Source organism: Domibacillus iocasae (genome assembly GCF_001750285.1).
GTDB classification, from domain to species: Bacteria; Bacillota; Bacilli; order Bacillales; family Domibacillaceae; genus Domibacillus; species Domibacillus iocasae.
This window is the reverse complement of sequence record NZ_MAMP01000024.1, coordinates 470,500-495,601: the sequence shown is the minus strand read 5'-3', so window position 1 is coordinate 495,601 and position 25,102 is coordinate 470,500. Positions and strand designations below refer to the sequence as shown.

The following is a 25,102-nucleotide window of genomic DNA, read 5'->3' as shown; positions in this document are numbered from 1 at the left end:
GACCCCTTTGATGTGGTGGTTATATTCTTTTATACCCCATTTTTATAATATTAAGCCCTGTTCAATTGTTACTTATAAGTAATAATAAAGGCTGTATAGTAGTCTTAAGTACCCCTTTTTTGTGCTTAGATAAAATTACGTGTCTCAACTTAACATGAAAAAATATTCGTGTTTATCTTTTTCGAAAGAGTGGTACTTTGGATTTTAAAAAATAATTTGTTATTTTTAGTGTAATCTATTACGATAAACGGTATGTGTTTATTATGTTATATAGTAGAAGGGGGAAAATAAATGAAAAAAATGAATTTAACCACTAAAATTATCGCAGCGCTCATTCTCGGGGCGATTGTCGGTCTCGTCTTAAACTTAACGGCACCAAATGTTTTTGACGTATTAAATACCTATTTATTTGTACCGGTCGGGCAAATCTTTTTAAGCTTGATCAGTATGCTTGTTGTACCGCTCGTTTTCTTTTCGATCGTTCTTGGTTCAGCCGGGCTTGGCGATCCGCAAAAACTGGGCCGTATCGGTTTGAAAACTGTCACTTATTTTTTAATTACGACATGTTTTGCGATTATTATTGGGCTTTGTCTCGCAGCAATCATACAGCCGGGGTCAGCAGGAGAATTCGATACGGCGGGTGCCGAATTTTCGACTGAAGAAGCGCCTCCTGTCAGTGAAACATTGATGAATATTATTCCTAAAAATCCAATTAACGCGATGGCGGAAGGCAATATGCTTCAACTTATTGTATTTGCGGTGTTTATTGGACTGGCCTTGACTGCGCTTGGCGACAAAACAAAAGGAATTTTCAGCTTAGTCGAGCAGGGCAATGAGATTATGATGTATCTTGTAGGTCTTGTTATGAAATTTGCGCCATACGGAACGTTTGGGTTGATTGCGACGGCGATTGGCACACAAGGATGGGATGCGATTCTCGCTATGGGCTCATACATGCTTGTTGTATTAGCGGCCCTCTTTATCCATAGTGTTGTGACATACGGTGGAACTGTTGCTTTTTTGGCGAAAAAGAGTCCGATTTGGTTTTTCAAAAAGTTTGCGCCGGCGATGGGTGTGGCATTCAGTACATCAAGCAGTAATGCAACTCTTCCTGTTTCAATGGAAGTAGCACAGAGAGACTTAAAAGTGCCAGAACCGATCAGCTCGTTTGTTCAGCCTCTTGGCGCAACGATCAACATGGACGGTACCGCTATTATGCAAGGTGTAGCAACGCTGTTTATTGCACAGGCATACGGAATTGAACTGACAATGGCAGACCTGGCAACAGTCGTGTTGACGGCGACTCTTGCCAGCATTGGAACAGCAGGCGTGCCAGGCGTTGGTCTTATTATGCTTGCCATGGTACTCGGCAGCGTAGGTCTTCCAGTCGAAGGAATCGGTTTAATTATCGGGATTGACCGCCTGCTTGATATGACGCGTACAGCCGTTAATATTACAGGCGATGCCGCATGTGCATTGTATGTAGGTGAATCGGAAAAAAACAAAACAATTAAGCAGCAGCGCGCGGAAGTGTAATAAATGGTGAAAGCGGACATATGTCCGCTTTCACTTTTTATGTTCAAAAAACAATTTTTCGATTATAATGAAAAGGCACATATAAAGAAAAGGGGACCGGCATCATGAATCTTGGATTTGGCGAAGTCGCTATTATTTTAATTGTCGCCTTGTTGTTATTTGGACCAAAAAAACTGCCTCAGCTTGGTCGCGCAGCCGGACAGACGCTGCATGAATTTAAGCGGGGGATGAAAAATGTCATGGACGATGACAAGGATGAGAAAAAGAAAATAGATTCCAAATAAACGAGGAGCGGATTTATCCGCTCCTCGTTTTTTAATCTATTATGCCGATCAAGCATCCGTTTTCAACAGCTTGATGAGTTACGGTTTTCCAAGGAAGATTTTGATCGAGCCGGCGATTCACATAAGCATGTTCTATATCCATTTTTTCTGTTTGAAGTTCTGGATAAATAGAATGCAACTTTTTATACACTTGATTCGTATAGGCAGATAAGCCGGTTTTCATTCATATTCGTTGCAATTTGGCGAAATGTGCTTACAATGAGAAAAGGCCGCACGTATCATGAAGAAGGGAACAAAGAATAATGAAAGTAGTCATCAGATTAATTCAAAACCTTTGGCGGAAATTTCATCTGACCCAAATTGTTATTTTGCTTGCTGCGATCGTCGTTTTAGCGGGGCTTGGCACAGGCTTCTATTTTATGAAATCTGCTGATGTAGAAACGTTGAAGCAGGGATTGTCGCAGTCAACTATTATTTATGACCGAAATGGGGAAAAAGCAAGCAAGCTTTCTGCCAACAGGACAGATAGTGTATCTATCGAAAAAATGCCGGAGCATTTGCAGGAAGCAATTGTTGCTGTTGAAGACAACCGTTTTTATGAACACGGTGGATTTGACGTAAAAGGTATTTTCCGCGCTTTTTTTACGAATATTATGGCGGGATCACGCGTCCAAGGAGCGAGTACCATTACACAGCAGCTGACAAAAAATGCATTGCTGTCTCCGGAAAAAACATATCGCCGTAAAGTCGAGGAGCTATTTCTTGCCATTGAGATTGAAAAAGTCTATAAAAAAGAAGAAATTTTAGAAATGTATTTGAATACAAGCTATTTTGGGAATGGGGCATGGGGCGTTCAAAATGCGTCAAAAAAATATTTCGGCAAAGACGTATCAGAATTAACCCTTGCTGAGTCATCAATGCTTGCAGGCATGGTGAAAGCACCATCCCGATACAATCCGATTGACAATATGGATAATGCGCTTGAACGGCGTCAAGTAGTGTTGAATCAAATGGTGAAATACAGTTATATAACCGAAAGCGAAGCGAATGAAACGGCAAACATAGACATAACGCTAAGAGATACAAGCGGAGATCCGTTAAAAGGAAAATATGCACATTATGCAGATGCCGTCATTAACGAAGCTATTTCACGTTATGGCTTGACGCAGGATGACCTGTTAACACAAGGGTATAACATTTATACGTCTATGGATCAGGATGTACAGGCAGGACTTGAAGGTGTTTACGAAAACAGCTCTGTTTTTCCTGAAACCGTTAATGGAGAAGATTCCCAAAGTGCTGCCGTGTTAGTCGATCCTAAAACAGGCGGGGTTCTTGGTGTAGTAGGACGGCGCGGTGAGCACATATTCCGCGGTTTTAGCTTTGCTACTCAAATGAAAAAATCACCCGGTTCAACGATTAAGCCGCTGGCTGTTTATACGCCTGCTCTTGAAGAAGGATACGAACCGACAGATATGCTTGAAGATAAGGAAATGTCGTTTGGCGAAGGAGAAGATCCTTATTCGCCAACTAATTATGGCGGTATGTATGAAGGAGAACTTCCGATGTACCGGGCGGTTGAGAAATCGGCAAATATTCCTGCTGTCTGGCTCCTTGATCAAATCGGCGTATCAAAAGGTGTAAATGCATTGAAACGGTTTGGTTTAGAAGTTGAAAATGCCAAATTAGGAATGGCGCTTGGTGACATAACACCCGGCGTATCACCCCTGCAGATGGCAGAAGCATATACTGCATTTTCAAATGATGGAGTTCGAAAAGAAACGTTTTTTATTCAAAAAATTGTCGGGCCGGACGGTGAAGTAGAGCCTGAGTGGGAGCCGGAAGAAGTAAAGGTAACCTCAAAAGAAATAACCGATCAAATGACAGCCATGCTTTTAGGTGTTGTTGAACGGGGGTCAGGTGAACGGGCACAGGTCGATGAAGTGGACATCGCTGGTAAAACAGGTTCGACGCAAGTGCCAATTGAAGGAATTGAAGGAACAGAGGACCAATGGTTCGTCGGGTACACACCAAATTTAGTTGGGGCTGTATGGGTTGGGGTAGAAGAAGTAAGCAAAACAAACTACTTAACGACCAATAGCTCAGATGGAGCAGTTCCGTTATTTGGAGAGGTTGTCAGTGAAATTCTTCCTTACATTGGTGAAACGTCATTTGATGTAGAAGCGATTGATAGCAATGCAAAGCAAGAAGAGCATTGGTATGACGGAATCATCGAAAAATGGAATGAATGGTTTTAAGCAAAGGCCGGATGAAAGTGCATCCGGCCTTTTTATATAAATTAAAATGGATACGCTTTCGATTGTGGTCATTATAAAAAAATACATCTTGTCAGAAAATTTGACAGAAAAGGTGTTGACCAAACATAGAAAGAAAGGTATCATTGACCACAATATAAACTTAATTTTCAGATTAAATATACGATTTTTAAAGATTTGATGGGCAATTTGAAAGGCAAGTTATCTTGGAGGAGATACAATGCGCAGTGATATGATTAAAAAGGGAGTCGAACGTGCCCCACACCGCAGTTTATTGTATGCAGCGGGTGTGAAAACAGCAGATTTGCATAAACCGTTTATCGGTGTATGTAACTCTTATATAGATATTATTCCCGGACACGTTCACCTTAATAAATTTGCAGAAGTTGTTAAGAAAGAAATTCGCGAAGCAGGAGGTGTTCCATTTGAATTCAATACGATTGGTGTTGATGACGGCATTGCAATGGGACACATTGGAATGCGATATTCCCTTCCAAGCCGTGAATTGATTGCAGATTCAGCTGAAACAGTAATTAATGCACATTGGTTTGATGGTGTGTTCTATATTCCGAACTGTGATAAAATCACACCAGGTATGCTGATGGCTGCTGTACGGACAAATGTACCAGCCGTATTTGTATCAGGCGGTCCGATGGAAGGCGGCATATCATCCACAGGAAAACCATTAACACTAACATCTGTTTTTGAAGGTGTAGGTGCTCATTTGTCAGGGAAAATGTCAGCAGAAGAGCTGCTTGATATCGAATCGAATGCTTGTCCGACTTGCGGGTCTTGCTCCGGTATGTTTACAGCTAATTCCATGAACTCATTAATGGAAATGCTTGGTCTGACACCGCCAGGAAATGCCACAATTGTGGCAACAAGCCCGGAACGTCATCGCTTGATTAAAGAAGCAGTGGGATACTTAATGAATGCGATTGAAAATGACTTGAAACCACGTGATATCGTCAATGAAAGAGCGATTGACGATGCATTTGCGCTTGATATGGCAATGGGCGGGTCAACGAACACTGTTCTTCATACATTAGCCATTGCAAACGAAGCGGAAATTGAGTATGATTTAAATCGTATTAATGAAGTAGCCAACCGCATTCCATATTTGGCGAAAATCAGTCCGGCATCCGATTATACGATGGACGATGTCAATAAAGCTGGCGGAATCAGCGCGATCATTCGTGAGCTGTGTGAAATTGAAAATGGTATTGACGGTGATCGTATTACAATCACAGGCAAATCTGTTTATGAAAATGTAAAAGATGCACACATTACAAACACGAAGGTCATTCGCACAAAAGAAGATCCATACAGCCCAGTCGGCGGATTATCGATTTTGTACGGAAACATTGCGCCGCTTGGTGGAGTTATTAAAGTAGGAGCAGTAGACCCTTCCATTAAAATATTTGATGGAGAAGCCATTGTATTTGAATCACAGGATGAAGCAATCGAGAATATTAATAACGGAACAGTCAGAGAAGGACACGTCGTTGTCATCCGTTATGAAGGACCAAAAGGCGGACCGGGAATGCCGGAAATGTTGACGCCGACATCAGCCATTGCGGGGCGGGGGCTTGGAACAAAAGTCGCACTTATGACAGATGGACGTTTCTCTGGTGCTTCACGCGGAATTTCAATCGGTCATATTTCTCCGGAAGCGGCAGAAGGCGGTCCTATTGCATTCATTCAAAATGGTGATAAAATTAAAATAGATTTGACAAACCGCACATTAAATGTCGATTTGTCAGATGAAGAACTAGCAGCGCGCCGTGCAGATTTTGTACAGCCGGAGCCGAAAATTAAAAAAGGCTGGCTGGCACGTTATGCCAAGCTGGTCACATCTGCCAACACTGGCGGAGTTATGAAAATTTAATCTATACGTCAAAACATATAAAACGTTGACGAGGAAAAAGTGATAGGAACTGCATTTCACAGAGAACCGGTTATAGCTGAGAGCCGGGAGTGCATCCGATCGCGACATCCCCTCTGAGTGCTTTTCTGAACGTCATCCAGTAGGAAAAGTCGGGTGCTGGCCACCCGTTACCAAAACGAGCCGGTAATCGGTTCATAAGGCGGATTTTTGCAAAAAAATTCGTGAATCAGGGTGGTACCGTGGAAAGAAACAAAGTCTTTTCACCCCTGCGTTTCTGTTTAGGCAGTCGCAGGCGTGAAAGGACTTTTCTTTTTGCTTTAAAACGGGTATTTAACCTATTGTGAAGAAGGAACCTCTTGCCAATACGGAAAACAAACCATTATTTGGAGGGGAAAAACATGAGTCAAAATGCAAAAGCAACAGAAATGAAGTTTGACGATCAAGCAACAAAAGCGGCTGAACCAAAGAACGGTGCTGACTTATTTATCGAAACTCTAAAAAACGAGAACGTAGAAGTAATGTTTGGCTATCCAGGAGGAGCCGTCCTTCCATTATACGATGCACTTTACAAAAACCCAATTCGCCACATCCTTGCCCGTCATGAGCAGGCAGCGATTCATGCCGCTGAAGGGTATGCGCGTGTTTCTGGTAAGCCAGGCGTTGTTTTAGCAACATCGGGTCCTGGTGCAACAAACCTAGTGACAGGCATTACAGATGCAATGATGGATTCGATTCCGCTAGTTGTGTTTACGGGCCAGGTTGCAACAGGCGTTATCGGATCGGATGCTTTCCAGGAAGCAGACGTAATTGGGATTACCATGCCGATTACAAAACATAATTACCAGGTTCGTTCAATGGCAGATCTTCCGAGAATCGTTCATGAAGCGTTCCATATTGCGACAACCGGCCGCCCGGGCCCTGTTTTAATCGATATTCCAAAGGACATCGCTCAAACAGTAGGGAGTGCGGAATTTGTCGATGAACTAAATTTGCCAGGGTACCAGCCGAACTTTAAGCCAAACAGCCTGCAAGTGAAAAAGCTGCGCGGAGCACTGGCAAAAGCAACAAAACCGGTTATTTTGGCAGGAGCAGGCGTCCTTCATGCGAAAGCGTCTGAAGAACTGCTTCAATTTGTCGAAAAAATGCAAATTCCAGTTGTCAACACATTGCTCGGCCTTGGCGGTTTTCCAGCCAATCACCCATTATTTCTTGGAATGGGCGGTATGCATGGAACGTACGCAGCCAATACAGCCCTTTACGAAGCGGACCTGCTCATTAACATTGGCGCCCGTTTTGATGACCGCTTAACCGGAAACCTTGCACATTTTGCGAAAAATGCAACGGTTGCACACATTGATATCGATCCAGCTGAAATCGGCAAAAACGTACCGACGCATATTCCGATCGTTGCAGATGCTCGTGAAGCGTTGAAAAAAATCCTTAGCTTGGATTTTGAAGCACCGAATGCAGGAGAATGGCGTGACAAACTTGATCAGGATAAAAAAGAGAATCCGCTATGGAACACAGAAAACGGCGATGGTATTTCACCACAGTCACTTATGAAATTGATTCATGATATTACAGACGGCGATGCTGTTGTAACAACAGACGTCGGCCAGCATCAAATGTGGACAGCGCAATATTATGGATTCAACAAGCCGGATCAATGGGTAACATCAGGGGGCCTTGGTACAATGGGCTTTGGTTTTCCATCCGCAATCGGCGCGCAAATTGCGAAGCCGGATAAAACAGTCGTGGCGGTAGCCGGTGACGCAGGCTTCCAAATGACTTTGCAGGAGCTTGGACTTGTTGCGGAATTAAAGCTGCCGGTTAAAATTATCATTTACAATAACATGGCACTTGGCATGGTTCGTCAATGGCAGGAAACGTTTTATGAGGAGCGCTATTCTCAGTCATTGATCCCGGTTCAGCCGGACTTTGTAAAATTGGCTGGTGCCTATGGCCTTCGCGGCTATGTGGTTACAACAGAAGAAGAAGCAGAAAAAGTAATGCGTGAAACGCTGACAGACAATGAGCCTGTTTTGATCGATTGCCGCATTAAGCCGAAAGAAATGGTTTACCCGATGATCGCGCCAGGCAAAGGAATTCATGAAATGATCGGGGTGAAACCGCAGTGAAACGAAGAATTGTAACAGCAACCGTGCTAAACCAGAGCGGTGTATTAAATCGGATTGCCGGATTATTTACACGCCGCCAGTTTAATATTGAAAGCATTACTGTCGGGTCTACTGAAACAGAAGGCGTGTCAAAAATGACATTCGTCGTACAAGTTGAAGATGACCGGATGGTAGAGCAAGTCGTCAAACAGCTGAATAAGCAAATTGACGTGCTGAAAGTAAATGATATTACCGAGCAGGCAATCGTTACGCGTGAGCTTGCTCTCATTAAAGTGATGACAACACCGCAGACACGTGCGGAAATTAATGTTATCATCGAACCATTCCGTGCCACGATCATTGATGTGGCTAAAGACAGCGTCACAATTCAAGTTGTCGGAAACTTCGATAAAATCGAAGCGATGATTGAGCTTCTTCGTCCTTATGGAATTAAAGAAGTAGCCCGCACAGGACAAACAGCAATTAAACGCGGATCACAGCGTCTTGGAGCGGAATCAAAACAGTTTTCTATTTTAAATTAAAATAAAAAAAATCAAACAATTTTTGGAGGATGAAAAAAATGACAAAAGTTTATTACAATGGTGACATTAACGAAGCGGTACTTTCTAATAAAACGGTAGCAATCATTGGTTACGGTTCACAAGGACATGCGCACGCATTAAACCTTCGCGAAAGCGGCGTAAACGTAGTGGTTGGTCTTCGCCCAGGAAAATCATTTGACCAGGCAGCAGCTGATGGATTTGACGTAAAAACTGTTCGCGAAGCAAGTGCTGCAGCGGACATCATCATGATCCTTCTTCCAGATGAATACCAAACAGCTGTTTACAAAGCAGAAATCGAGCCTGAGCTTCAAGAAGGAAACGCACTTGCATTTGCTCACGGGTTCAACGTTCACTTTAACCAAATCACGCCGCCGGCAAACGTAGATGTATTTCTTGCAGCGCCAAAAGGTCCTGGACACCTTGTTCGCCGCACATATGAGCAGGGCGCTGGTGTACCGGCATTATTCGCAATCTACCAAGATTACACAGGCCAAGCGAAAGATATCGCACTTGCTTATGCAAAAGGTGTAGGTGCAGGCCGCGCGGGTATTCTTGAAACAACATTCCGTGAAGAAACAGAAACAGATTTGTTCGGTGAGCAAGCAGTTCTTTGCGGCGGTACAGCTGAGCTTGTAAAAGCTGGATTTGAAACACTTGTTGAAGCTGGATATCAGCCGGAAATTGCTTACTTTGAGTGCCTGCACGAATTGAAATTGATCGTTGACCTTATGTATGAAGGCGGCCTTGAAGGCATGCGCTACTCAATCTCTGATACAGCACAATGGGGTGACTACGTATCAGGACCACGCGTTATCACAGCTGAAACAAAGGCACGCATGAAAGACGTACTAACAGATATCCAAACAGGTAAATTTGCAAAAGGATGGCTGCAGGAAAATCAATTGAACCGTCCAGAATTTACAGCGATCACTCGCCGCGAAAGCGAGCATCAGCTTGAAGTAGTTGGAAAAGAGCTTCGTGCATTGATGCCGTTCATCAAACAAAACAAACAAGCAGCAAGCGTTAAAAACTAAGCCTTTTTCATTGTTTTAAAAAGTTATTTCAAGCGGGGGGATTTACGTGAAGAAGAAAATTGCCATTTTGCCGGGCGACGGAATCGGCCGGGAAATCGCATCAGGCGCCGCAGCTGCTCTTGAAGCGGTTGGAAAACGCTTTGGCCACGAATTTGAGCTGGAATATGCTGATATTGGAGGTGCCGCGATTGATTCGCACGGGACGCCGCTGCCAGAGTCAACACTGGCACTTGCAAAAAACAGCGACGCGATTTTGCTTGGTGCGGTAGGAGGTCTGAAATGGGATAGCCTGCCGTCCGCAGAACGCCCTGAGCGCGGTCTGCTTGCGATTCGGAAAGAGCTTGGTTTATTTGCCAACTTGCGTCCGATTCCATCATTTAAAACACTTGTGCAATCTTCTCCGCTAAAGCCTGAAATTGCCGGGAATGTGAATATGCTGATCGTTCGCGAATTAACAGGTGGCCTTTATTTCGGGAAGCCGAGTGAACGCCGTGGTGATAACAACGAGGTCGTTGTTGATACATTGCAATATACACGTGCAGAAATTGAGCGGATTGTTGTGAAAGCATTTGAGTTTGCGAAAGCGCGCGATGGACGCCTTACGTCGGTTGATAAAGCAAACGTGCTCGAATCAAGCCGTATGTGGCGTGAAATTGTTAATGAAAAAGCAGCAGATTATCCGGATGTAACGGTTGATCACATGTATGTAGATGCGGCGGCAATGAAGCTTATTTCAAATCCGGGACAGTTTGATGTTATTGTGACAGAAAACTTATTCGGTGATATTTTAAGTGATGAAGCATCGATGATCACGGGTTCACTCGGCATGCTTCCATCTGCGAGTCTATCAGAAAGCGGTCTTGGGCTGTATGAGCCGGTTCATGGCTCAGCGCCGGATATTGCCGGTCAAAATAAGGCCAATCCGCTGGCGATGATTTTATCAACAGCGCTTATGCTGAAATATTCGCTTGATATGCGTTTAGAAGGGGAATCGATTGAACGCGCTGTGCAGTCTGTATTAAACGACGGATATTGCACACCGGATTTGCAAATGGAAGGCAGTACGGTTGTCGGTACAGATAAAATGATAGAGCTTGTTATAGAACGAGTTGCGGATGACGCACCTGCATATGCAGATGAAGTTGTTTACATGTAAGAAAACGCCACGTGGATTCAACCTTTCCCTATCTTCAAGCTAGGGAAAGGCGGGGTCCTCGTTTTTTATCCCGCATTAACGGGCAGTAAGACTCTCGCCTCAAGGTTCTGAGGCAGCAAAGAAAATAGGCGGAGTTCCTACTGCCTTTAAATGCCCGATTGGTTCATCTAACCATCAATAGGAGACAGAGGGAATGCCTATTGATGGAAGATTTACTTTATTAAAATGCACATAAGAGGGGGGCTGTAACATGATGAAAAAAACGGTTATCGAAAAAATTTGGGAAAACCACGTTGTTAGCAGAGAAGAAGGGAAGCCGGACCTGCTCTATATCGATTTGCACCTTGTCCACGAAGTCACATCACCACAGGCATTTGAAGGGTTACGCATGAACGGACGCCGTGTCAGACGGCCGGATTTAACATACGCTACAATGGATCACAACGTTCCGACTATTAACCGCCACATTGTAAATGACCCGATTTCTAAAACACAAATGCAGACGCTTGAGCAAAACTGCCGTGAATTCGGTATTGAGCTTGCGGATATTGATCATCCGGATCAAGGGATTGTTCACGTCATTGGTCCGCAACTTGGCCTTACACAGCCGGGCAAAACTATTGTCTGCGGCGATAGCCATACGTCTACACATGGTGCATTTGGTGCGCTTGCATTCGGAATTGGTACGAGTGAAGTAGAACACGTTTTGGCGACGCAGACAATTTGGCAAAAGCAGCCGAAAACATTGCAAATTAAAGTAAATGGCAAGCTTGGTTTTGGTGTACAGTCCAAAGATATTATTTTGGCGATTATCGCAAAATTTGGCGTTAATGCCGGGACAGGCTACGTGATGGAGTTTACAGGCGAGGCAATCCGCGCTCTTTCAATGGAACAGCGCATGACAATTTGCAATATGTCGATTGAAGCAGGTGCGCGTGCAGGGCTTGTTAGTCCGGATATGACAACGGTTGAGTATTTACGCGGACGCCGTTATGCGCCGCAGGGTGAAGAATTTGAAGAAGCAGCAAAACGCTGGCTTGCCCTTGCAACGGATGAAGGCGCAACATATGACAAAACACTTGAAATCGATGCAGCTGACATTGAACCGCAAATGACTTGGGGTACGAACCCATCTATGGGCAGCGGCATTTCTGGTTTTGTTCCGTCTCCAGATGAATTTGACCGTGAAGCAGACAAAGAATCCGTTCGCCTTGCACTAGATTATATGGGTCTTGAAGCCGGTACAAGATTAACAGATATTTCAGTTGATTATGTTTTTATCGGTTCATGCACGAACTCTAGATTGAGTGACTTGCGTGCAGCCGCGGAAGTGGCAAGAGGACGTAAAGTACAAGATCATGTAACAGCGATTGTTGTGCCGGGATCTCAAACGGTGAAACAGCAAGCGGAAGCGGAAGGCCTTGATAAAATCTTCACAGAAGCTGGCTTCCAGTGGCGTGAATCTGGATGCTCAATGTGTCTTGCCATGAATGACGATGTTGTACCGCCGGGTAAACGCTGTGCATCAACATCAAATCGCAACTTTGAAGGACGCCAAGGGAACGGCGCCCGTACACACCTTGTCAGTCCGTCGATGGCAGCAGCGGCAGCTGTTATGGGACGTTTTACAGACGTTCGCGAATTAGCTGGCGTAAATCAATAAAAGGAGGGGCATTCATGGAGCCGATTAATCAATTTACAGGTGTTGTTTGTCCAATTAACCGGGCAAACATTGATACTGATCAAATTATTCCAAAACAATTTTTAAAACGCATTGAACGCCAAGGCTTTGGCCAATTTGTTTTTTACAACTGGCGCTTTGATGATGATGGCAATAAGCGTGAAGACTTTATTTTAAACGATCCGAAATTTGCGGACGCTGAAATTTTAGTCGCCGGTGAAAATTTTGGCTGCGGCTCCTCACGGGAGCATGCTCCATGGGCACTTTTAGATTACGGATTCCGCATCATTATCGCTCCAAGCTATGCCGATATTTTTTACAATAACAGTGTGAAAAACGGCATTTTGGCTGTGAAACTAACAGATGAAGAAGTAAAAACACTGCTTGGACGCGCATCTGTGCCGGGCTTTAAGCTTCATATCAATCTTGAAGAACAGTCTGTCACAGATGATAGCGGATTTACTGCTTATTTCGACATTGATCCCTACTGGAAAAAGATGCTTTTAAATGGCTGGGATGAAATATCGGTTACGTTGTCAGCCGAAGAGCGTATTCGCCAATTTGAAGAAAAAGTGTATGGAAAACAATACAGTTAAATAAAAAAAGACCTTTCCGAATAATGGAAAGGTCTTTTTTTATATTTTACAGCATGGAAATAATCCATGATATTACGACAATTGCTCCAATGACCATTAAAATTGTTTTCAACATTCCGTTCACCTCATGCTTTTGTTTGTTATGTATAAAGTTCCCCAGAGTGAGTACGCTTAAACGTAAATAACAGAAATGACAAAAAAATTAAGTTTCTATGTTTTAGATATATTCCAATAGGGAAAAAGACACAAAGGGAGGTGCGTGCTTTGATTGAATTTAAAGAAGTATCAAAAAAATATGCAGATGGATTCGAAGCGCTTAAACAAATTAATTTAAAGGTAGAAACCGGTGAATTGTTTGTCCTAATTGGTCCGAGCGGCTGCGGGAAAACGACAACGATGAAAATGATCAATCGTTTAATTGACCCGTCAAGCGGCTCGATTACAATTGACGGTAAAAGTATTTCCAAAATCAACCCGGTTCGGCTCCGGCGGGATATCGGCTATGTCATTCAGCAAATCGGCTTAATGCCGCATATGACAATTAAAGAAAATGTCGGTCTCGTGCCAAAGCTGAAGAAATGGGAAGAAGTGAAGTACACGGAAAAAGTAAATGAATTGATGGAGCTTGTGGGACTGGACCCATCTGTTTTTGGAGACCGGTATCCAGCTGAACTGTCAGGCGGCCAGCAGCAGCGAATTGGCGTCATTCGGGCGATGGCGGCGGAGCCGAACATTATTTTAATGGATGAACCGTTCAGTGCCCTCGATCCAATCAGCCGTGAGCAGCTGCAGGATGAATTGGTTCGGCTGCAAAGCGAAATTAAAAAGACGATTGTATTTGTGACACATGATATGGATGAAGCATTAAAAATTGCCGACCGGATTTGCATTATGCAGGAGGGTGTTGTTGTGCAGCTTGATACACCAGAACGCATACTTCGCCATCCAGCCAATGATTTCGTTCGACAGTTTATCGGTGAAGATCGGATGCAGCAAGATTCACTGTCTCTGCCGCCGTTGGAATTGTTAATGACATCCCCCATTACTGCATCACCAGAAAGAGGAGTTGCAGCTGCATTAAAAATGATGCGGCAAAAACGTGTCGACAGCTTAATTCTCGTTGATAATCAGCGGCGATATCAGGGGGTTGTAGGTATTTGGGATTTGCAAAAATCGTATATAAATGAAGAGATTACGCTGCGCGACATTGAAAAAGTAGAAGTGCCCGTTATCAATAATCTCGAAGATCCGGAAACAGCCTTGGAAATGATTAACCAATCGCCGATCAGCTTTATCATTGTAACGGATGAAGAAAACCGGGTGCAGGGCATTATTAATCGTGCCAGTATCGTACGCCACATATCGAATCAATTTGTCTAGGGAGGAGAGATGACGTATTTTTACGTTCAATTTAATTGCTCAAACAACGAATGCATTTACAACAAGATGGACTGAAATATGGCAGCTTATTCTTGAACATTTATATTTATCATTAATTTCAATTGGCCTTGCGATCCTCATATCCGTGCCTCTCGGAATTTATTTAACCCGCCGTAAAAAAATCGCCGAACCCATCATCGGCATTACAGCCATTTTTCAAACCATTCCAAGTTTAGCCTTGCTCGTCTTTCTTGTTCCTTTTATCGGCACTGGAAAAGCACCCGCTATTATCGCATTGACGATTTATGGACTGCTTCCAATTTTGCGGAATACGTATCTTGGCATTACAGGGGTTGACCGGTCGACCGTTGAAGCTGGCGTCGGAATGGGTATGACAAGCCGGCAAGTGCTATGGATGGTCGAGCTGCCGCTTGCAATGAAAGTCATTATGGGTGGTGTGAGAACAGCCACAGTGCTTATTGTCGGAGTAGCAACTATTGCCGGGCTCATCGGAGCTGGTGGTCTTGGTGACTTGATTTTTCGCGGATTACAGACGTATAATTCAGGACTAATTTTAGCAGGAGCCATTCCGGCGGCGCTGATTGCCATTATTCTTGATTTTGTATTAAAAAGAATTGAATACAATTCATCAACAGAAGCCTTGCAGAAAAAAGGCAAGCGAGGCCGTCAAATGACTCTCGCAATTGCCGGCGCATCCGCGCTGTTGTTTATTGGTATGGTTATCTGGCCGTTTATTGGCGGAGGGCAAGCGGAGGACACGATTACGATTACAGGAAAGTCTTTTACAGAGCAAGAAATTCTTGTACATGTGTATGGGAAGTTAATTGAGGAAGAAACAGACTTGAATGTGAATTATGAATCCTTTATTAGTGGATCTGCTGGTGTATTTGATGGATTAAAACAAGGATCTTACGATATGTCTGTTGAATATACGGGAACGATTTTGTTGAACTATTTAAAAGAAGAAATCGACAGCAATGATCCTGACGATGTATATGATTATGTAAAAGACCGTTTTAATGAAGAATTTAATCTTCAGCTGTTAGATCCAATCGGCTTTAATAATACTTATTCTGTCACAATTCGCCAGGCGGATGCAGAAAAATATGGAATCAAGACGATTTCACAGCTGCAGCCATATGCAGGAAACATGCGCTTTGGCTCAGAACCGGAATTTTTAGAAAGAGCTGACGGCTATCCAGGCCTTCAGGAATTATACGGTCTTGATTTTGCATCAACACAGACGCTGGATACAGGCATTATGTATAGCGCGATTAAAAATAATGAAGTGGATGCCATTGACGCATACACGACAGATGGCCGTATACAGGCATTTGATTTGAAAGTGTTAGAAGATGATAAGCAGTTTTTCCCGCCTTATTATGCTATTCCGGTTGTGCGTGGAGAAGTGCTGGAAGAATACCCCGAACTTCAAGACGTGCTGAATATGCTTGCAGGAAAAATCGATGACGAACGCATGCAGGAGTTGAACAAGCGTGTTGACCTCGATGGCAAAAAGTATGAAGAAGTGGCGGAAGAGTTTTTAAAAGAAGAAGGGTTGATCGATTGATCAATGCGGCGCTCTGCAAATGCAGAGCGTTTTTTTTATTTTTTGAGCATGAAGAAAGAAAAAGGGGGAAAAGTGTAAAAAGATATGATTTTAAGGAGGGGTACATAATGAATGTTCGAATCGAGCACGATACAATTGGTGAAATAGAGGTACCGGCGGATAAATATTGGGGAGCACAAACGCAGCGAAGCCTGGAAAACTTTCCTATTGGAACAGAAAAAATGCCAATCGAAATGATTTATGCGTTTGCTCAGCTGAAAAAAGCGGCAGCGATTGTGAACGGAGATCTCGGTAAGCTTTCAGGGGAAAAAATGAGTGCTATTTCCACCGCGTGCGACGATATTTTAAGTGGCGACGTTGGCCCAGAACATTTCCCTTTAGTTGTTTGGCAGACGGGAAGCGGAACGCAGTCGAATATGAACGTGAATGAAGTCGTGGCGAGGCGCGCATCCGAAATCATGGGGAAAGAAGCATTTATTCATCCAAACGATGACGTAAATATGTCACAAAGCTCTAACGATACGTTTCCAACAGCCATGCATATTGCCATATATGAAGAAACAGAAAAGAGATTAAAACCGGCATTGAAGCAATTTAAAAAAACACTAAAGAAAAAAGAAAAGGCATTTATGAATGTGATTAAAATCGGCCGCACACATTTACAGGATGCAACCCCTTTATCGCTTGGCCAGGAAATATCCGGATGGCGCCACATGATCGTTCGCAGTATAAAAATGATTACACTTGCCCAACAAGAGCTGCTTCATTTAGCAATTGGAGGCACAGCAGTTGGGACTGGTATTAACGCAGATCCTTCATTCGGTGGAAAAACAGCAAAGCAGCTAAAAAAACAAACCGGCTGGCCGTTTATTTCATCCTCGAATAAATTTCATGCGTTGACGAGCCATGATGAAATTGTCTTTTTCCATGGCGCGTTAAAAGCATTGGCAGCAGATATAATGAAAATTGCGAATGATGTAAGGTGGCTTTCAAGTGGGCCGAGAAGCGGCATTGGCGAATTAACCATTCCTGCCAATGAACCAGGGAGCTCGATTATGCCTGGCAAAGTAAATCCAACACAAAGCGAAGCGCTGACAATGGCTGCAGTGCAAGTGTTTGGCAATGACGCAGCTGTCGGATTTGCAGCCAGTCAAGGTAATTTTGAATTAAATGTTTTTAAGCCGGTGATCGTGTACAATACACTGCAATCGATTCGTTTATTGGCAGATGCTGTTTCATCATTTGATGAGCGCTGTGCTTCGGGAATTGAAGCAAATATGGAGCGTATTCAAGAACTAATGGAGCAGTCTCTAATGCTTGTCACAGCGTTAAACCCACATATCGGCTATGAGAAAGCAGCGAGTATCGCGAAATCTGCTCATAAAAACGGGACAACGTTAAAAGAAACTGCACTTGCCTCTGGTTACGTAACGGAGGAAGAATACGATCAATGGATTGACCCGTCAAAAATGGTCAATTTACTAGAGAAGCCAAAAAAGGTAAAAAAATAAGAAAGACCCGCCTCAAATTTTGAGGCGGATCTTCATAAATCATATGATTACTTTTGGAAACCATTCAATTGCTGTTCAGCCATTTGTACAAGACGTTTTGTAATTTCGCCGCCGACTGAACCGTTAGAGCGAGATGTGGCATCTGCTCCTAATTGTACACCGAATTCAGATGCAATTTCGTACTTCATTTGATCAATTGCTTGTTGAGCCCCTGGTGCAAGTAGTTGGTTACGACCACCGCTGCGATTTGACATTACTGTTCATCTCCCTTTATTATAATTGGCCGGGTACTAACGGAGTTGCACCGCTGCGATCATGTCGTCCGGTCTGCCGGATAAGACCCGATGTGATTGTGTTACTAGTATGGATTGAATGCTTTTCTTTATGCTGAATGTTCACAGGTAGTTGTTTCCTTTAAAGGAAAACGGCTGAGGCAAGCGTTTTTTTAGTTGGTATGCTATACTATTTATACATAAATTGCACTGTAGGTAATGAAAAAGGAGATCAGAACGGAGAGGTAGAGGATGAAGACATACAATCGCGATGTGAAAAACCGGCTGAGCCGCATTGAAGGACAAGTACGCGGGGTTATGAAGATGGTGGCAGAAGAAAAAGATTGCCGTGAAGTGGTCACGCAGCTTTCTGCCATTCGTTCTGCTGTCGATCGTTCAATAGGCTTAATCGTGGCGCAAAATCTAGAATCATGTATTCGTGATGCTCATGAAAGCGGCCAAAACACGGATGATGCGATTCAAGAAGCAGTAAATATGCTTGTAAAAAGCAGATAATATATAAAAAGATGCCATTCCCGCTTGGATTTGGCATCTTTTTTCTTATAATCCAGCTCTAGCTGCCAGGTCTATAGGACAATCACAGGACGCGGCAGTTTTAAAGTGCGACAGCAAGATGCCACATTACCTGAACGAAAGGTGGAAAGCACGTTGAGCATATTTTGGCTTATTTTATTTATGGGTGTGATCGGCGCAGTGATCGGCGGTGTTACAAACGCATTGGCTATTCGAATGCTGTTTAGGCCGCATAATGCTCTTTATATAGGCAGCTGGCGTATTCCGTTTACACCCGGCTTAATTCCAAAGCGAAAATCTGAGCTGGCCCGTCAAATCGGGAAAATTGTCGATGAACATTTGCTGACGCCCGAAAGCATTGAAAAAAAATTAAAAGAACCTGAACTTCGTGGGGAAATAGAAGCTGTTTTACAATCAGAAGCCAAAAAATGGATTCGTTCAAATATGACGATCGCAGACATTCTTCAAAAAGTGCATTTCCCAAATGCAGTTACTCAAATGGAGGAGCGTTTAAATGGATGGATTGATCAAAAATATGCAGTTATTAAAGACTTTTATATCGATCAGACGGTGAAAGAATCGCTGCCGGCAGAATGGCTGGATAAAGCGGAAGAAAAAATCCCGGACATTTCCGCTTATATTTTAACCAAGGGCACCGATTACTTTTCCAGTGAAGAAGGACGATACCGGATAAAACGTATGACGGATGATTTTTTGGCAGGGTGGGGAAAATTCGGCAGCATGATTCAAACGGTAGTGGGCAACACGTCACTTGCAGATAAAATCCGGCCGGAAATTATTAAATTTTTAACGAGTCCCGGCACAAAGGATTTGCTTGATACGATGCTAAAAAATGAATGGGATAAAGTGATTGAATGGAAATGGACTGATGTATTAGAGCAGCTTTCGGATGAAAAAGCGATCCAAAAAGCGAAGAAGTTTATTGGGGGCCAGCTTGACTTGGAAACAGTACTTAATGAGCCGGTGTCTGCTTATGCGGCACCTTTTGAACAAAAAATAAAAGATACACTTATTCCGGAATTAACGGATAAAGGCATCACAAAAATGGCAAAACGCATTCCATCTATGATGGGAAAGTTAAAAATTGCAGACATTGTCCGGCAGCAAATTGAAGCTTTTTCAACAGAGCGGCTGGAAATGATCGTTTTAGCTATTACTCATCGTGAATTAAAGATGATTACATTGCTTGGCGCATTGCTTGGCGGTTTGATCGGCATTTTGCAAGCCGTTATTATGATGGCGTTCCCGGTTTAAAAGGAACGCTTTTTATTCAAAATACTATGAATAATCGTTCATTTTTTGTATGATAAAGGAGAAAAAGGGGAGGCGACAAAATGAAGTATGTACTTTGTTCTATTGAAGGGGAAACAGCGTATATTCGTTTGAATCGTACAGCGGCTATGAATGCGCTTAGTACAGACATGATGAAAGAGCTGTGCTGCTGCTTAAAAGAAGTGAGCCGGAATGATGATGTAGACATTGTCGTTTTATCAGGGGAAGGAGCTGTTTTTTCAGCGGGCGGGGACATAAAAGAAATGCTGTCGGCGATGGATGAAGAGCAATTTCCATCTGTAATGGATACGATTGCCGATATTGCTCTTTGTTTTTATTCAATGCCAAAGCTAACAATAGCGGCTATTCATGGGGCAGCAGCTGGGCTTGGCTTAAGCATTGCACTGGGAGCGGATTTTGTTTTATGTGAAACAGACTCGAAACTTGCGATGAATTTTATCGGTATCGGCTTAATTCCGGATGGAGGCGGCCATTTTATGCTGGAACGCCGGCTTGGGGCAGTAAAAGCAAAAAAAGTCATTTGGGACGGGAAAATAATGAGTGGAGCTGAAGCGGCGGAAATGGGGCTTGTGGACAGGTCTGTTGCATCTGGAACTGTGCAGCAGGAAGTAGCCTACTTAATGAAAGAGCTCCATCAAAAGCCGATTCAGGCTATGATTAAAACGAAAAAGATTATGGCTGACATGAACAGGCCGCAATTATTAAAAACGCTCGAGCTTGAAAAGCAGGGACAATTAAAAATGCGGGAAACTAAAGATCATCAAGAAGGGATCCGGGCATTTTTAGAAAAAAGAAAACCTGTTTTTAATCAATAAAAAAAAGGCGCATTCAACACTTGAATGCGCTTTCTTGATGATTAGGTGTGAAAAAGCAGCAGCTTTCCTTCAGGTGATGTACAGCGATAGGTTTTTTCTTCACAGGCATGTTCCTGCAGCAGCTGTGAGCCGCGTGATTTTGCTTCCTCATCTGAGAATGCTTCGAAAGACTGGTCAAGCAACTTTTGTCCGTTTTTTTCAAATACCGTCAGCTTGTATGTTTTCAATATGAAGCCCCCTTTATCTAATATAAAATGATTGTATACAATAAAGCCAAAAGAAAAAAGCATAAAGAGAACAAAAAGAACATACGGTCTATGATATAATAAAAAGAAATTGATTAGTGGACAAGGGGGACGATGCAGTGGAAAAAGGAATTACACAATATGAAGCAGGGGAAAGCGTTGACTGCTTTTTAATGATTCGTTCAGCGGTGAAAAGCACAGCTGTGAACGGCAATCCTTATTTAACGCTTATGCTTCAGGATACCAGTGGAGAAATTGAAGCAAAGCTGTGGGACGCAAAAGACGAAACGGTTAAAATGTATACACCGCAAACGATCGTGAAAGTGGCGGGGGACATTCAAAATTATCGGGGGCGCATGCAGTTAAAACTACGGCAAATTCGTCCCGCATCGCCGCAGGACGGAATGGACGCAGGTGATTTTGTCGAAACAGCACCGCTCAGTCAGGAAGAAATGACAGAGACGATTACCCAGTTTATTTTTGAAATGAAAAATCCGCATATTCAGCGCATTACCCGCGCGCTTTTGAAAAAATATCATCAGCCGTTTCTTGAGTACCCGGCAGCGACGAAAAATCATCATGAGTTCGTATCGGGTCTTGCATATCATGTCGTGTCCATGCTGCAGCTGGCTAAATCGATTGCCGATCTTTATCCATCGCTTGATCGTGACCTTTTGTATGCGGGAGTCATTTTGCATGACCTCGGTAAAGTGACAGAACTGTCAGGGCCGGTTGCTACAACATACACAGCTGAAGGAAATTTAATCGGCCATATTTCGATTATGGTCAATGAAATTGGCCAAATGGCAAAAGAACTTGGCATTGAGGGGGAGGAAGTGATGGTGCTGCAGCATATCGTCTTGTCTCATCATGGGAAAGCGGAATGGGGAAGCCCGAAGCCGCCAATGATTAAAGAAGCGGAAATGCTGCATTACATTGATAATCTTGATGCAAAAATGAACATGCTTGACCGTGCGCTTGACCGTACAAAGCCAGGCGAATTTTCCGAGCGGATTTTTCCATTGGATAACCGATCATTTTATAAGCCTCGGTTTTCAAATTAACAAAAAAGCACCCGTCATGGGTGCTTTTTGCTTATTTTGCTTCTTCTGTAGCAGCTGCATCATCTTCAGCTGCTGGTTCTTCTTCTGTTGTACCTTCTTCAGTCGGAAGCGTTTCTTCTGTTGGAGCCGCTTCGTCTGCTTTAAATGCGTCTTTAAAATCTTCATCTTCTACTTTTACATCTGCTGCTTTCATTTCTTCGTCAAGTTTTTCCTGCGAAGCAGTTGCATCCACTTTAGACTGCTTTAATTCTTCAGTCATTTGGTCTTTCAAATCTTCAAATGATCCTTTTTCTTTTTGTTCAGTAATTTTAATAATATGGTAGCCGTAATCCGATTTGATCGGTTCGCTTACTTCATTTACTTTTAATGTGCCAAGTGCTTCTGTAAATTCCGGAACGAATTGTGCACGGCCGGCATTGTCAATCCAGCCAAGGCTTCCACCATTTTCAGCTGAGCCAGGATCAGTTGAATATTCTTTCGCAAGCGCCGCAAAGTCGCCGCCATCCGCTAGTTTTTGCTTTACTTCTTTTGCTTTGGCTTCATCTTCAACGAGAATGTGGCTTACGTTAATTTCCGGCTGCCACGCATCGTAATATTCTTTCACTTCGTCATCTGTTACTTCCACGTCAGCAAGCGCTGCCTTTTCACGAAGAAGCTCGAGCTTTAAAAATTCTTTAAAACCATCTTCGTCAAGGCCATATTGAGCCAGGAACATTTCATATTGGTCGCCCAATTGCTCTTTAGCTGTTTTTACTTCTTCATCCAGCTCTTCGTCTGTTACTTCATATTTGTCAGAGAGAACTTTTTTCTGCATAAGTTCCTCCAACGCCTGCTCCATTTGCGGACCGTATTTGTCTTTCATTTCCGCGTATAGTTCCATATCAGTTACGTCGCCTGCTTTTGATGTAGCAATAACGTTTCCTTCACTGTTGCCACAGCCTGAAAGTGCAAGTACACCTGCTGCAAGCGATAATGGCAATGCCCATTTCTTCATGCGAAAAACAACTCCCTAATGTTCATTTAATCCAAGTTCCACAGACAACTATAACATAGTTAACGGCTTGGGAAAAGAAAAGACCTGTCTTCTGAAAAGAGCAGGTCTACACATACAGTATTTCAATGTAAGAAGTCGAAAGCAAAATAACAATTAAAATATTCACCGTTCGAAATATTTTTTCATGCCGCTCTTCGGGAATCTCTTTTTGAATGCATAATAAATTGGTCATCCGATTTATGTGATACAAAATGAAGACGGAGAAAATAATAAATGTAATGATTAATGCTGCCATATGATGCCCCCTCTGTTAGCCTTGTACAGTTAACTATATCAAAATGTCGAAAAAATTGAAAACAGAACCCGCCGGGAGAGAGGTTATTCTGGCAATAATACTTCAAATCCATCTGAATCTTCCTCGATCAGGGCATCTTTTGGGCAGGCTAGGAGCGCTTTAATGTAAAGAAAGTCGAATAAACAAATACCGGTATGAAACGCGGCGGCCATTGTGAAGTAATGCAAATATTCCGGCATGGCCACGGCGCCGCCCAGCATAAGCGGAGTTATAATGAAGAAAGGCAGTGACAAACAGACAAGAAATCGCTTTTTTGGCATCGGATTTCGTGTAATAACGGTCAAAACCGGCAAAACAAAATATTTCCGATCCCATTTCATTTTGGGATGGTAGGTGAGAATCGAAAAAAGATGAACCAATTTATGAAGCGGATAAACCGCCAGAATCCCCGCTGCAAACCAAAAAAATCCATTGGCATGAAGCGGTTTTGAATAATAAGACTGCATGGATGAAAAAGCGAGAAGAAACACGAGCATTGTTGTCAGCATAGACAAGAAAAACAGCTTGTTGTAGCCACACGTTTTTTCGAAGTTATATGTCCGCACGCATTTCATAAAAGAATAACCTCCGTTGTTAAAGGGATTGCTTTCATAATTTACGACGGCGCCACGGAAAAAGCAAGCATAATTTTCATGACATAAAAAAAACATCCGGTCGGTAATTCACTTACCCGGATGTTTGAGGACGTTCTGCCCGCTTTAATTCTCCATTTTCTTCATCAAAATCCCGCTCAATATTATGAATAGAAGTCTCGAAGATGTCCATGAAATCATCGCCATAGATATTTTTGATAATGGTCATTAATTCGGCAAGATCTGGGAATTTTCCAAATACCTCACGCAGCGGCTCGCTGCCGGAAAACACTAGATTGGATTCAGGATTATATTGTTCCATTAAATCAAAGATTAAATCATCGCCGGCGGGGGTAATCTCAATATACGTATTGCGCTTATCATCTTCTTTTTTGGAAAATGTCAAAAGTCCGCGTTCTTCTAGTTTTTTGGAAAAGTTAAACGCTGTTGATACATGCATAACCCCAAAATTCGCCACGTCGGAAATAGAAGCGCCTTTTAAGTGATGGGCAATCCATAAAATATGATGTTCATTAATATTCAAATCATATGGTTTGATCCACCGCTGCCAGTCTTTTTCGACCGCTTTCCATAATGCTTTTGAAAGCTGGGCCATTCGCTGGCTGAACATAAACGCCTCTTTCATCGTATATTGATGAGTCGATGTTGAATCACTTGCTTTATTAATGTCATCCACCTCAAATCTATTACTTTATTGATTTATATTATGCCAATAAAATAAAAAAATAGAAAGGGTAAATTCGCAAAAATTTAGAATAAGCTGAAAAATAAAAAATACACAGAAGAAAAAAATCTTCTGTGTATTTTTTATTTGCCCGATGCAGGCGGCTGCGGCAGGCTTTCCTGTAAATCTTCCACCGTTTTTTGAATATGAGTGATTTCTTTTTGAAGGGTTTGAACATTCGGTTCAATACTTTCTTTCCAAAGCGCAGCATTTACTTTAATACTATTGACTTTATCCGGGACTTCTTGTTTTGCTGTTTCAACAAGACGCTTTACGGATTCTTTTACTTGACCCGCGTTATCTTTAATTTCCATCGCGGTCAGTTTAGCGGATACTTGCTTGTCTTTCAAATTTGCCCGTGTGGCCCGGCCACTTGCTGGCGCGTTTAATAGCGCAGCGGAAGCACCGGCTGCAAGACCAGCTGCAACACCTGTAAAAAATGCTTTTTTATTCATTTTTTCACCTCATTATTCATTGTTGTTTGCATACATATATATGATATCGTTCCCGAAAAGACTATCAAACAAACGTATGAGAAGGGATTGATGGTATGCAAGGGTTTATTTTTGCTTTATTATC

Annotated in this window: 25 protein-coding genes; 17 read left to right on the top strand and 8 right to left on the bottom strand. The window is 42.9% G+C overall.

Annotated elements, in window-relative coordinates; genetic code table 11:
- Window positions 1-300 precede the first annotated feature (300 nt).
- Both BA724_RS16550 and BA724_RS16545 read left to right on the top strand, forming a co-directional pair.
- On the top strand, window positions 301-1,536 hold the full coding sequence (locus BA724_RS16550) for a dicarboxylate/amino acid:cation symporter (protein ID WP_211272244.1): 1,236 nt from the start codon (window positions 301-303) through the stop codon (window positions 1,534-1,536).
- Window positions 1,537-1,640: 104 nt separating this feature from the next.
- Window positions 1,641-1,820, top strand: a complete 180-nt coding sequence (locus BA724_RS16545) for a twin-arginine translocase TatA/TatE family subunit (protein WP_069939762.1) — start codon at window positions 1,641-1,643, stop codon at window positions 1,818-1,820.
- Window positions 1,821-1,851: 31 nt separating this feature from the next.
- Here BA724_RS16545 and BA724_RS16540 read toward each other — a convergent pair whose 3' ends face one another.
- Window positions 1,852-2,043 carry a hypothetical protein gene (locus tag BA724_RS16540; RefSeq protein ID WP_069939761.1) on the bottom strand — a complete coding sequence of 64 codons (192 nt, stop codon included), beginning with the start codon at window positions 2,041-2,043 and terminating at the stop codon, window positions 1,852-1,854.
- A gap of 79 nt (window positions 2,044-2,122) precedes the next feature.
- Between BA724_RS16540 and BA724_RS16535 the strand changes: the two genes are divergently transcribed.
- The 11 genes from BA724_RS16535 to fumC all read left to right on the top strand — a co-directional run bounded on the left by BA724_RS16535 (window position 2,123) and on the right by fumC (window position 17,613).
- Window positions 2,123-4,078, top strand: a complete 1,956-nt coding sequence (locus BA724_RS16535; protein WP_069939760.1) for a transglycosylase domain-containing protein — start codon at window positions 2,123-2,125, stop codon at window positions 4,076-4,078.
- 238 nt (window positions 4,079-4,316) lie between these two features.
- The gene (gene ilvD / locus BA724_RS16530; protein ID WP_069939759.1) at window positions 4,317-5,984 is read left to right on the top strand and encodes a dihydroxy-acid dehydratase; all 1,668 of its coding nucleotides are present in this window, start codon (window positions 4,317-4,319) and stop codon (window positions 5,982-5,984) included.
- Window positions 5,985-6,382: 398 nt separating this feature from the next.
- Window positions 6,383-8,122, top strand: a complete 1,740-nt coding sequence (ilvB, locus tag BA724_RS16525; protein WP_069939758.1) for an acetolactate synthase large subunit — start codon at window positions 6,383-6,385, stop codon at window positions 8,120-8,122.
- Window positions 8,119-8,643, top strand: coding sequence for an acetolactate synthase small subunit (ilvN, locus tag BA724_RS16520; RefSeq protein WP_069939757.1), 525 nt, complete (start codon window positions 8,119-8,121; stop codon window positions 8,641-8,643). The genes ilvB and ilvN overlap by 4 nt, the downstream gene beginning before the upstream one ends.
- Before the next feature lie 38 nt (window positions 8,644-8,681).
- Window positions 8,682-9,698 carry a ketol-acid reductoisomerase gene (ilvC, locus tag BA724_RS16515; protein ID WP_069939756.1) on the top strand — a complete coding sequence of 339 codons (1,017 nt, stop codon included), beginning with the start codon at window positions 8,682-8,684 and terminating at the stop codon, window positions 9,696-9,698.
- A 46-nt stretch (window positions 9,699-9,744) separates the two neighbouring features.
- The gene (gene leuB, locus BA724_RS16510) at window positions 9,745-10,854 is read left to right on the top strand and encodes a 3-isopropylmalate dehydrogenase (RefSeq protein WP_069939755.1); all 1,110 of its coding nucleotides are present in this window, start codon (window positions 9,745-9,747) and stop codon (window positions 10,852-10,854) included.
- Window positions 10,855-11,107: 253 nt separating this feature from the next.
- Window positions 11,108-12,517 carry a 3-isopropylmalate dehydratase large subunit gene (gene leuC / locus BA724_RS16505; RefSeq protein WP_069939818.1) on the top strand — a complete coding sequence of 470 codons (1,410 nt, stop codon included), beginning with the start codon at window positions 11,108-11,110 and terminating at the stop codon, window positions 12,515-12,517.
- A gap of 14 nt (window positions 12,518-12,531) precedes the next feature.
- Window positions 12,532-13,131, top strand: a complete 600-nt coding sequence (leuD, locus tag BA724_RS16500; protein WP_069939754.1) for a 3-isopropylmalate dehydratase small subunit — start codon at window positions 12,532-12,534, stop codon at window positions 13,129-13,131.
- A gap of 264 nt (window positions 13,132-13,395) precedes the next feature.
- The gene (locus BA724_RS16495) at window positions 13,396-14,511 is read left to right on the top strand and encodes an ABC transporter ATP-binding protein (protein ID WP_069939753.1); all 1,116 of its coding nucleotides are present in this window, start codon (window positions 13,396-13,398) and stop codon (window positions 14,509-14,511) included.
- A gap of 145 nt (window positions 14,512-14,656) precedes the next feature.
- Window positions 14,657-16,102, top strand: coding sequence for a glycine betaine ABC transporter substrate-binding protein (locus BA724_RS19090; RefSeq protein WP_281182025.1), 1,446 nt, complete (start codon window positions 14,657-14,659; stop codon window positions 16,100-16,102).
- 107 nt (window positions 16,103-16,209) lie between these two features.
- Window positions 16,210-17,613 (top strand): class II fumarate hydratase, encoded by a 1,404-nt coding sequence (gene fumC, locus BA724_RS16485; RefSeq protein WP_069939817.1) that lies wholly within the window; start codon window positions 16,210-16,212, stop codon window positions 17,611-17,613.
- Window positions 17,614-17,660: 47 nt separating this feature from the next.
- Here fumC and BA724_RS16480 read toward each other — a convergent pair whose 3' ends face one another.
- Window positions 17,661-17,867: an alpha/beta-type small acid-soluble spore protein gene (locus BA724_RS16480; RefSeq protein ID WP_069939751.1), complete on the bottom strand. Its 207-nt coding sequence runs from the start codon at window positions 17,865-17,867 to the stop codon at window positions 17,661-17,663.
- Window positions 17,868-18,137: 270 nt separating this feature from the next.
- Here BA724_RS16480 and BA724_RS16475 point away from each other — a divergent pair, with 270 nt between their 5' ends.
- From BA724_RS16475 to BA724_RS16465, 3 genes are all read left to right on the top strand, one after another.
- Entirely contained in the window at window positions 18,138-18,401 is a 264-nt protein-coding gene (locus BA724_RS16475) for a metal-sensitive transcriptional regulator (protein WP_069939750.1), read from the top strand.
- A gap of 153 nt (window positions 18,402-18,554) precedes the next feature.
- Window positions 18,555-19,694, top strand: coding sequence for a DUF445 domain-containing protein (locus tag BA724_RS16470; RefSeq protein WP_083256271.1), 1,140 nt, complete (start codon window positions 18,555-18,557; stop codon window positions 19,692-19,694).
- Window positions 19,695-19,774: 80 nt separating this feature from the next.
- Window positions 19,775-20,548: an enoyl-CoA hydratase gene (locus tag BA724_RS16465; RefSeq protein ID WP_069939749.1), complete on the top strand. Its 774-nt coding sequence runs from the start codon at window positions 19,775-19,777 to the stop codon at window positions 20,546-20,548.
- Between the two features lie 41 nt (window positions 20,549-20,589).
- Here the strand turns inward: BA724_RS16465 and BA724_RS16460 are convergent, their stop codons facing one another.
- Entirely contained in the window at window positions 20,590-20,775 is a 186-nt protein-coding gene (locus BA724_RS16460) for a YhzD family protein (RefSeq protein WP_069939748.1), read from the bottom strand.
- Between the two features lie 137 nt (window positions 20,776-20,912).
- On the opposite strand from BA724_RS16460, the gene yhaM reads away from it, so the two are divergent.
- Window positions 20,913-21,857, top strand: coding sequence for a 3'-5' exoribonuclease YhaM (gene yhaM / locus BA724_RS16455; protein ID WP_069939747.1), 945 nt, complete (start codon window positions 20,913-20,915; stop codon window positions 21,855-21,857).
- Between the two features lie 31 nt (window positions 21,858-21,888).
- Here yhaM and BA724_RS16450 read toward each other — a convergent pair whose 3' ends face one another.
- From BA724_RS16450 to BA724_RS16430, 5 genes are all read right to left on the bottom strand, one after another.
- Window positions 21,889-22,851 carry a peptidylprolyl isomerase gene (locus BA724_RS16450; protein ID WP_069939746.1) on the bottom strand — a complete coding sequence of 321 codons (963 nt, stop codon included), beginning with the start codon at window positions 22,849-22,851 and terminating at the stop codon, window positions 21,889-21,891.
- A 106-nt stretch (window positions 22,852-22,957) separates the two neighbouring features.
- Window positions 22,958-23,146: a hypothetical protein gene (locus BA724_RS16445; protein ID WP_046179913.1), complete on the bottom strand. Its 189-nt coding sequence runs from the start codon at window positions 23,144-23,146 to the stop codon at window positions 22,958-22,960.
- A gap of 83 nt (window positions 23,147-23,229) precedes the next feature.
- Entirely contained in the window at window positions 23,230-23,760 is a 531-nt protein-coding gene (locus tag BA724_RS16440; RefSeq protein WP_069939745.1) for a DUF3267 domain-containing protein, read from the bottom strand.
- A gap of 112 nt (window positions 23,761-23,872) precedes the next feature.
- Window positions 23,873-24,475: an HTH-type transcriptional regulator Hpr gene (locus BA724_RS16435; RefSeq protein ID WP_281182024.1), complete on the bottom strand. Its 603-nt coding sequence runs from the start codon at window positions 24,473-24,475 to the stop codon at window positions 23,873-23,875.
- A gap of 131 nt (window positions 24,476-24,606) precedes the next feature.
- Window positions 24,607-24,978, bottom strand: coding sequence for a YtxH domain-containing protein (locus BA724_RS16430; RefSeq protein WP_069939743.1), 372 nt, complete (start codon window positions 24,976-24,978; stop codon window positions 24,607-24,609).
- Between the last annotated feature and the right edge of the window lie 124 nt (window positions 24,979-25,102).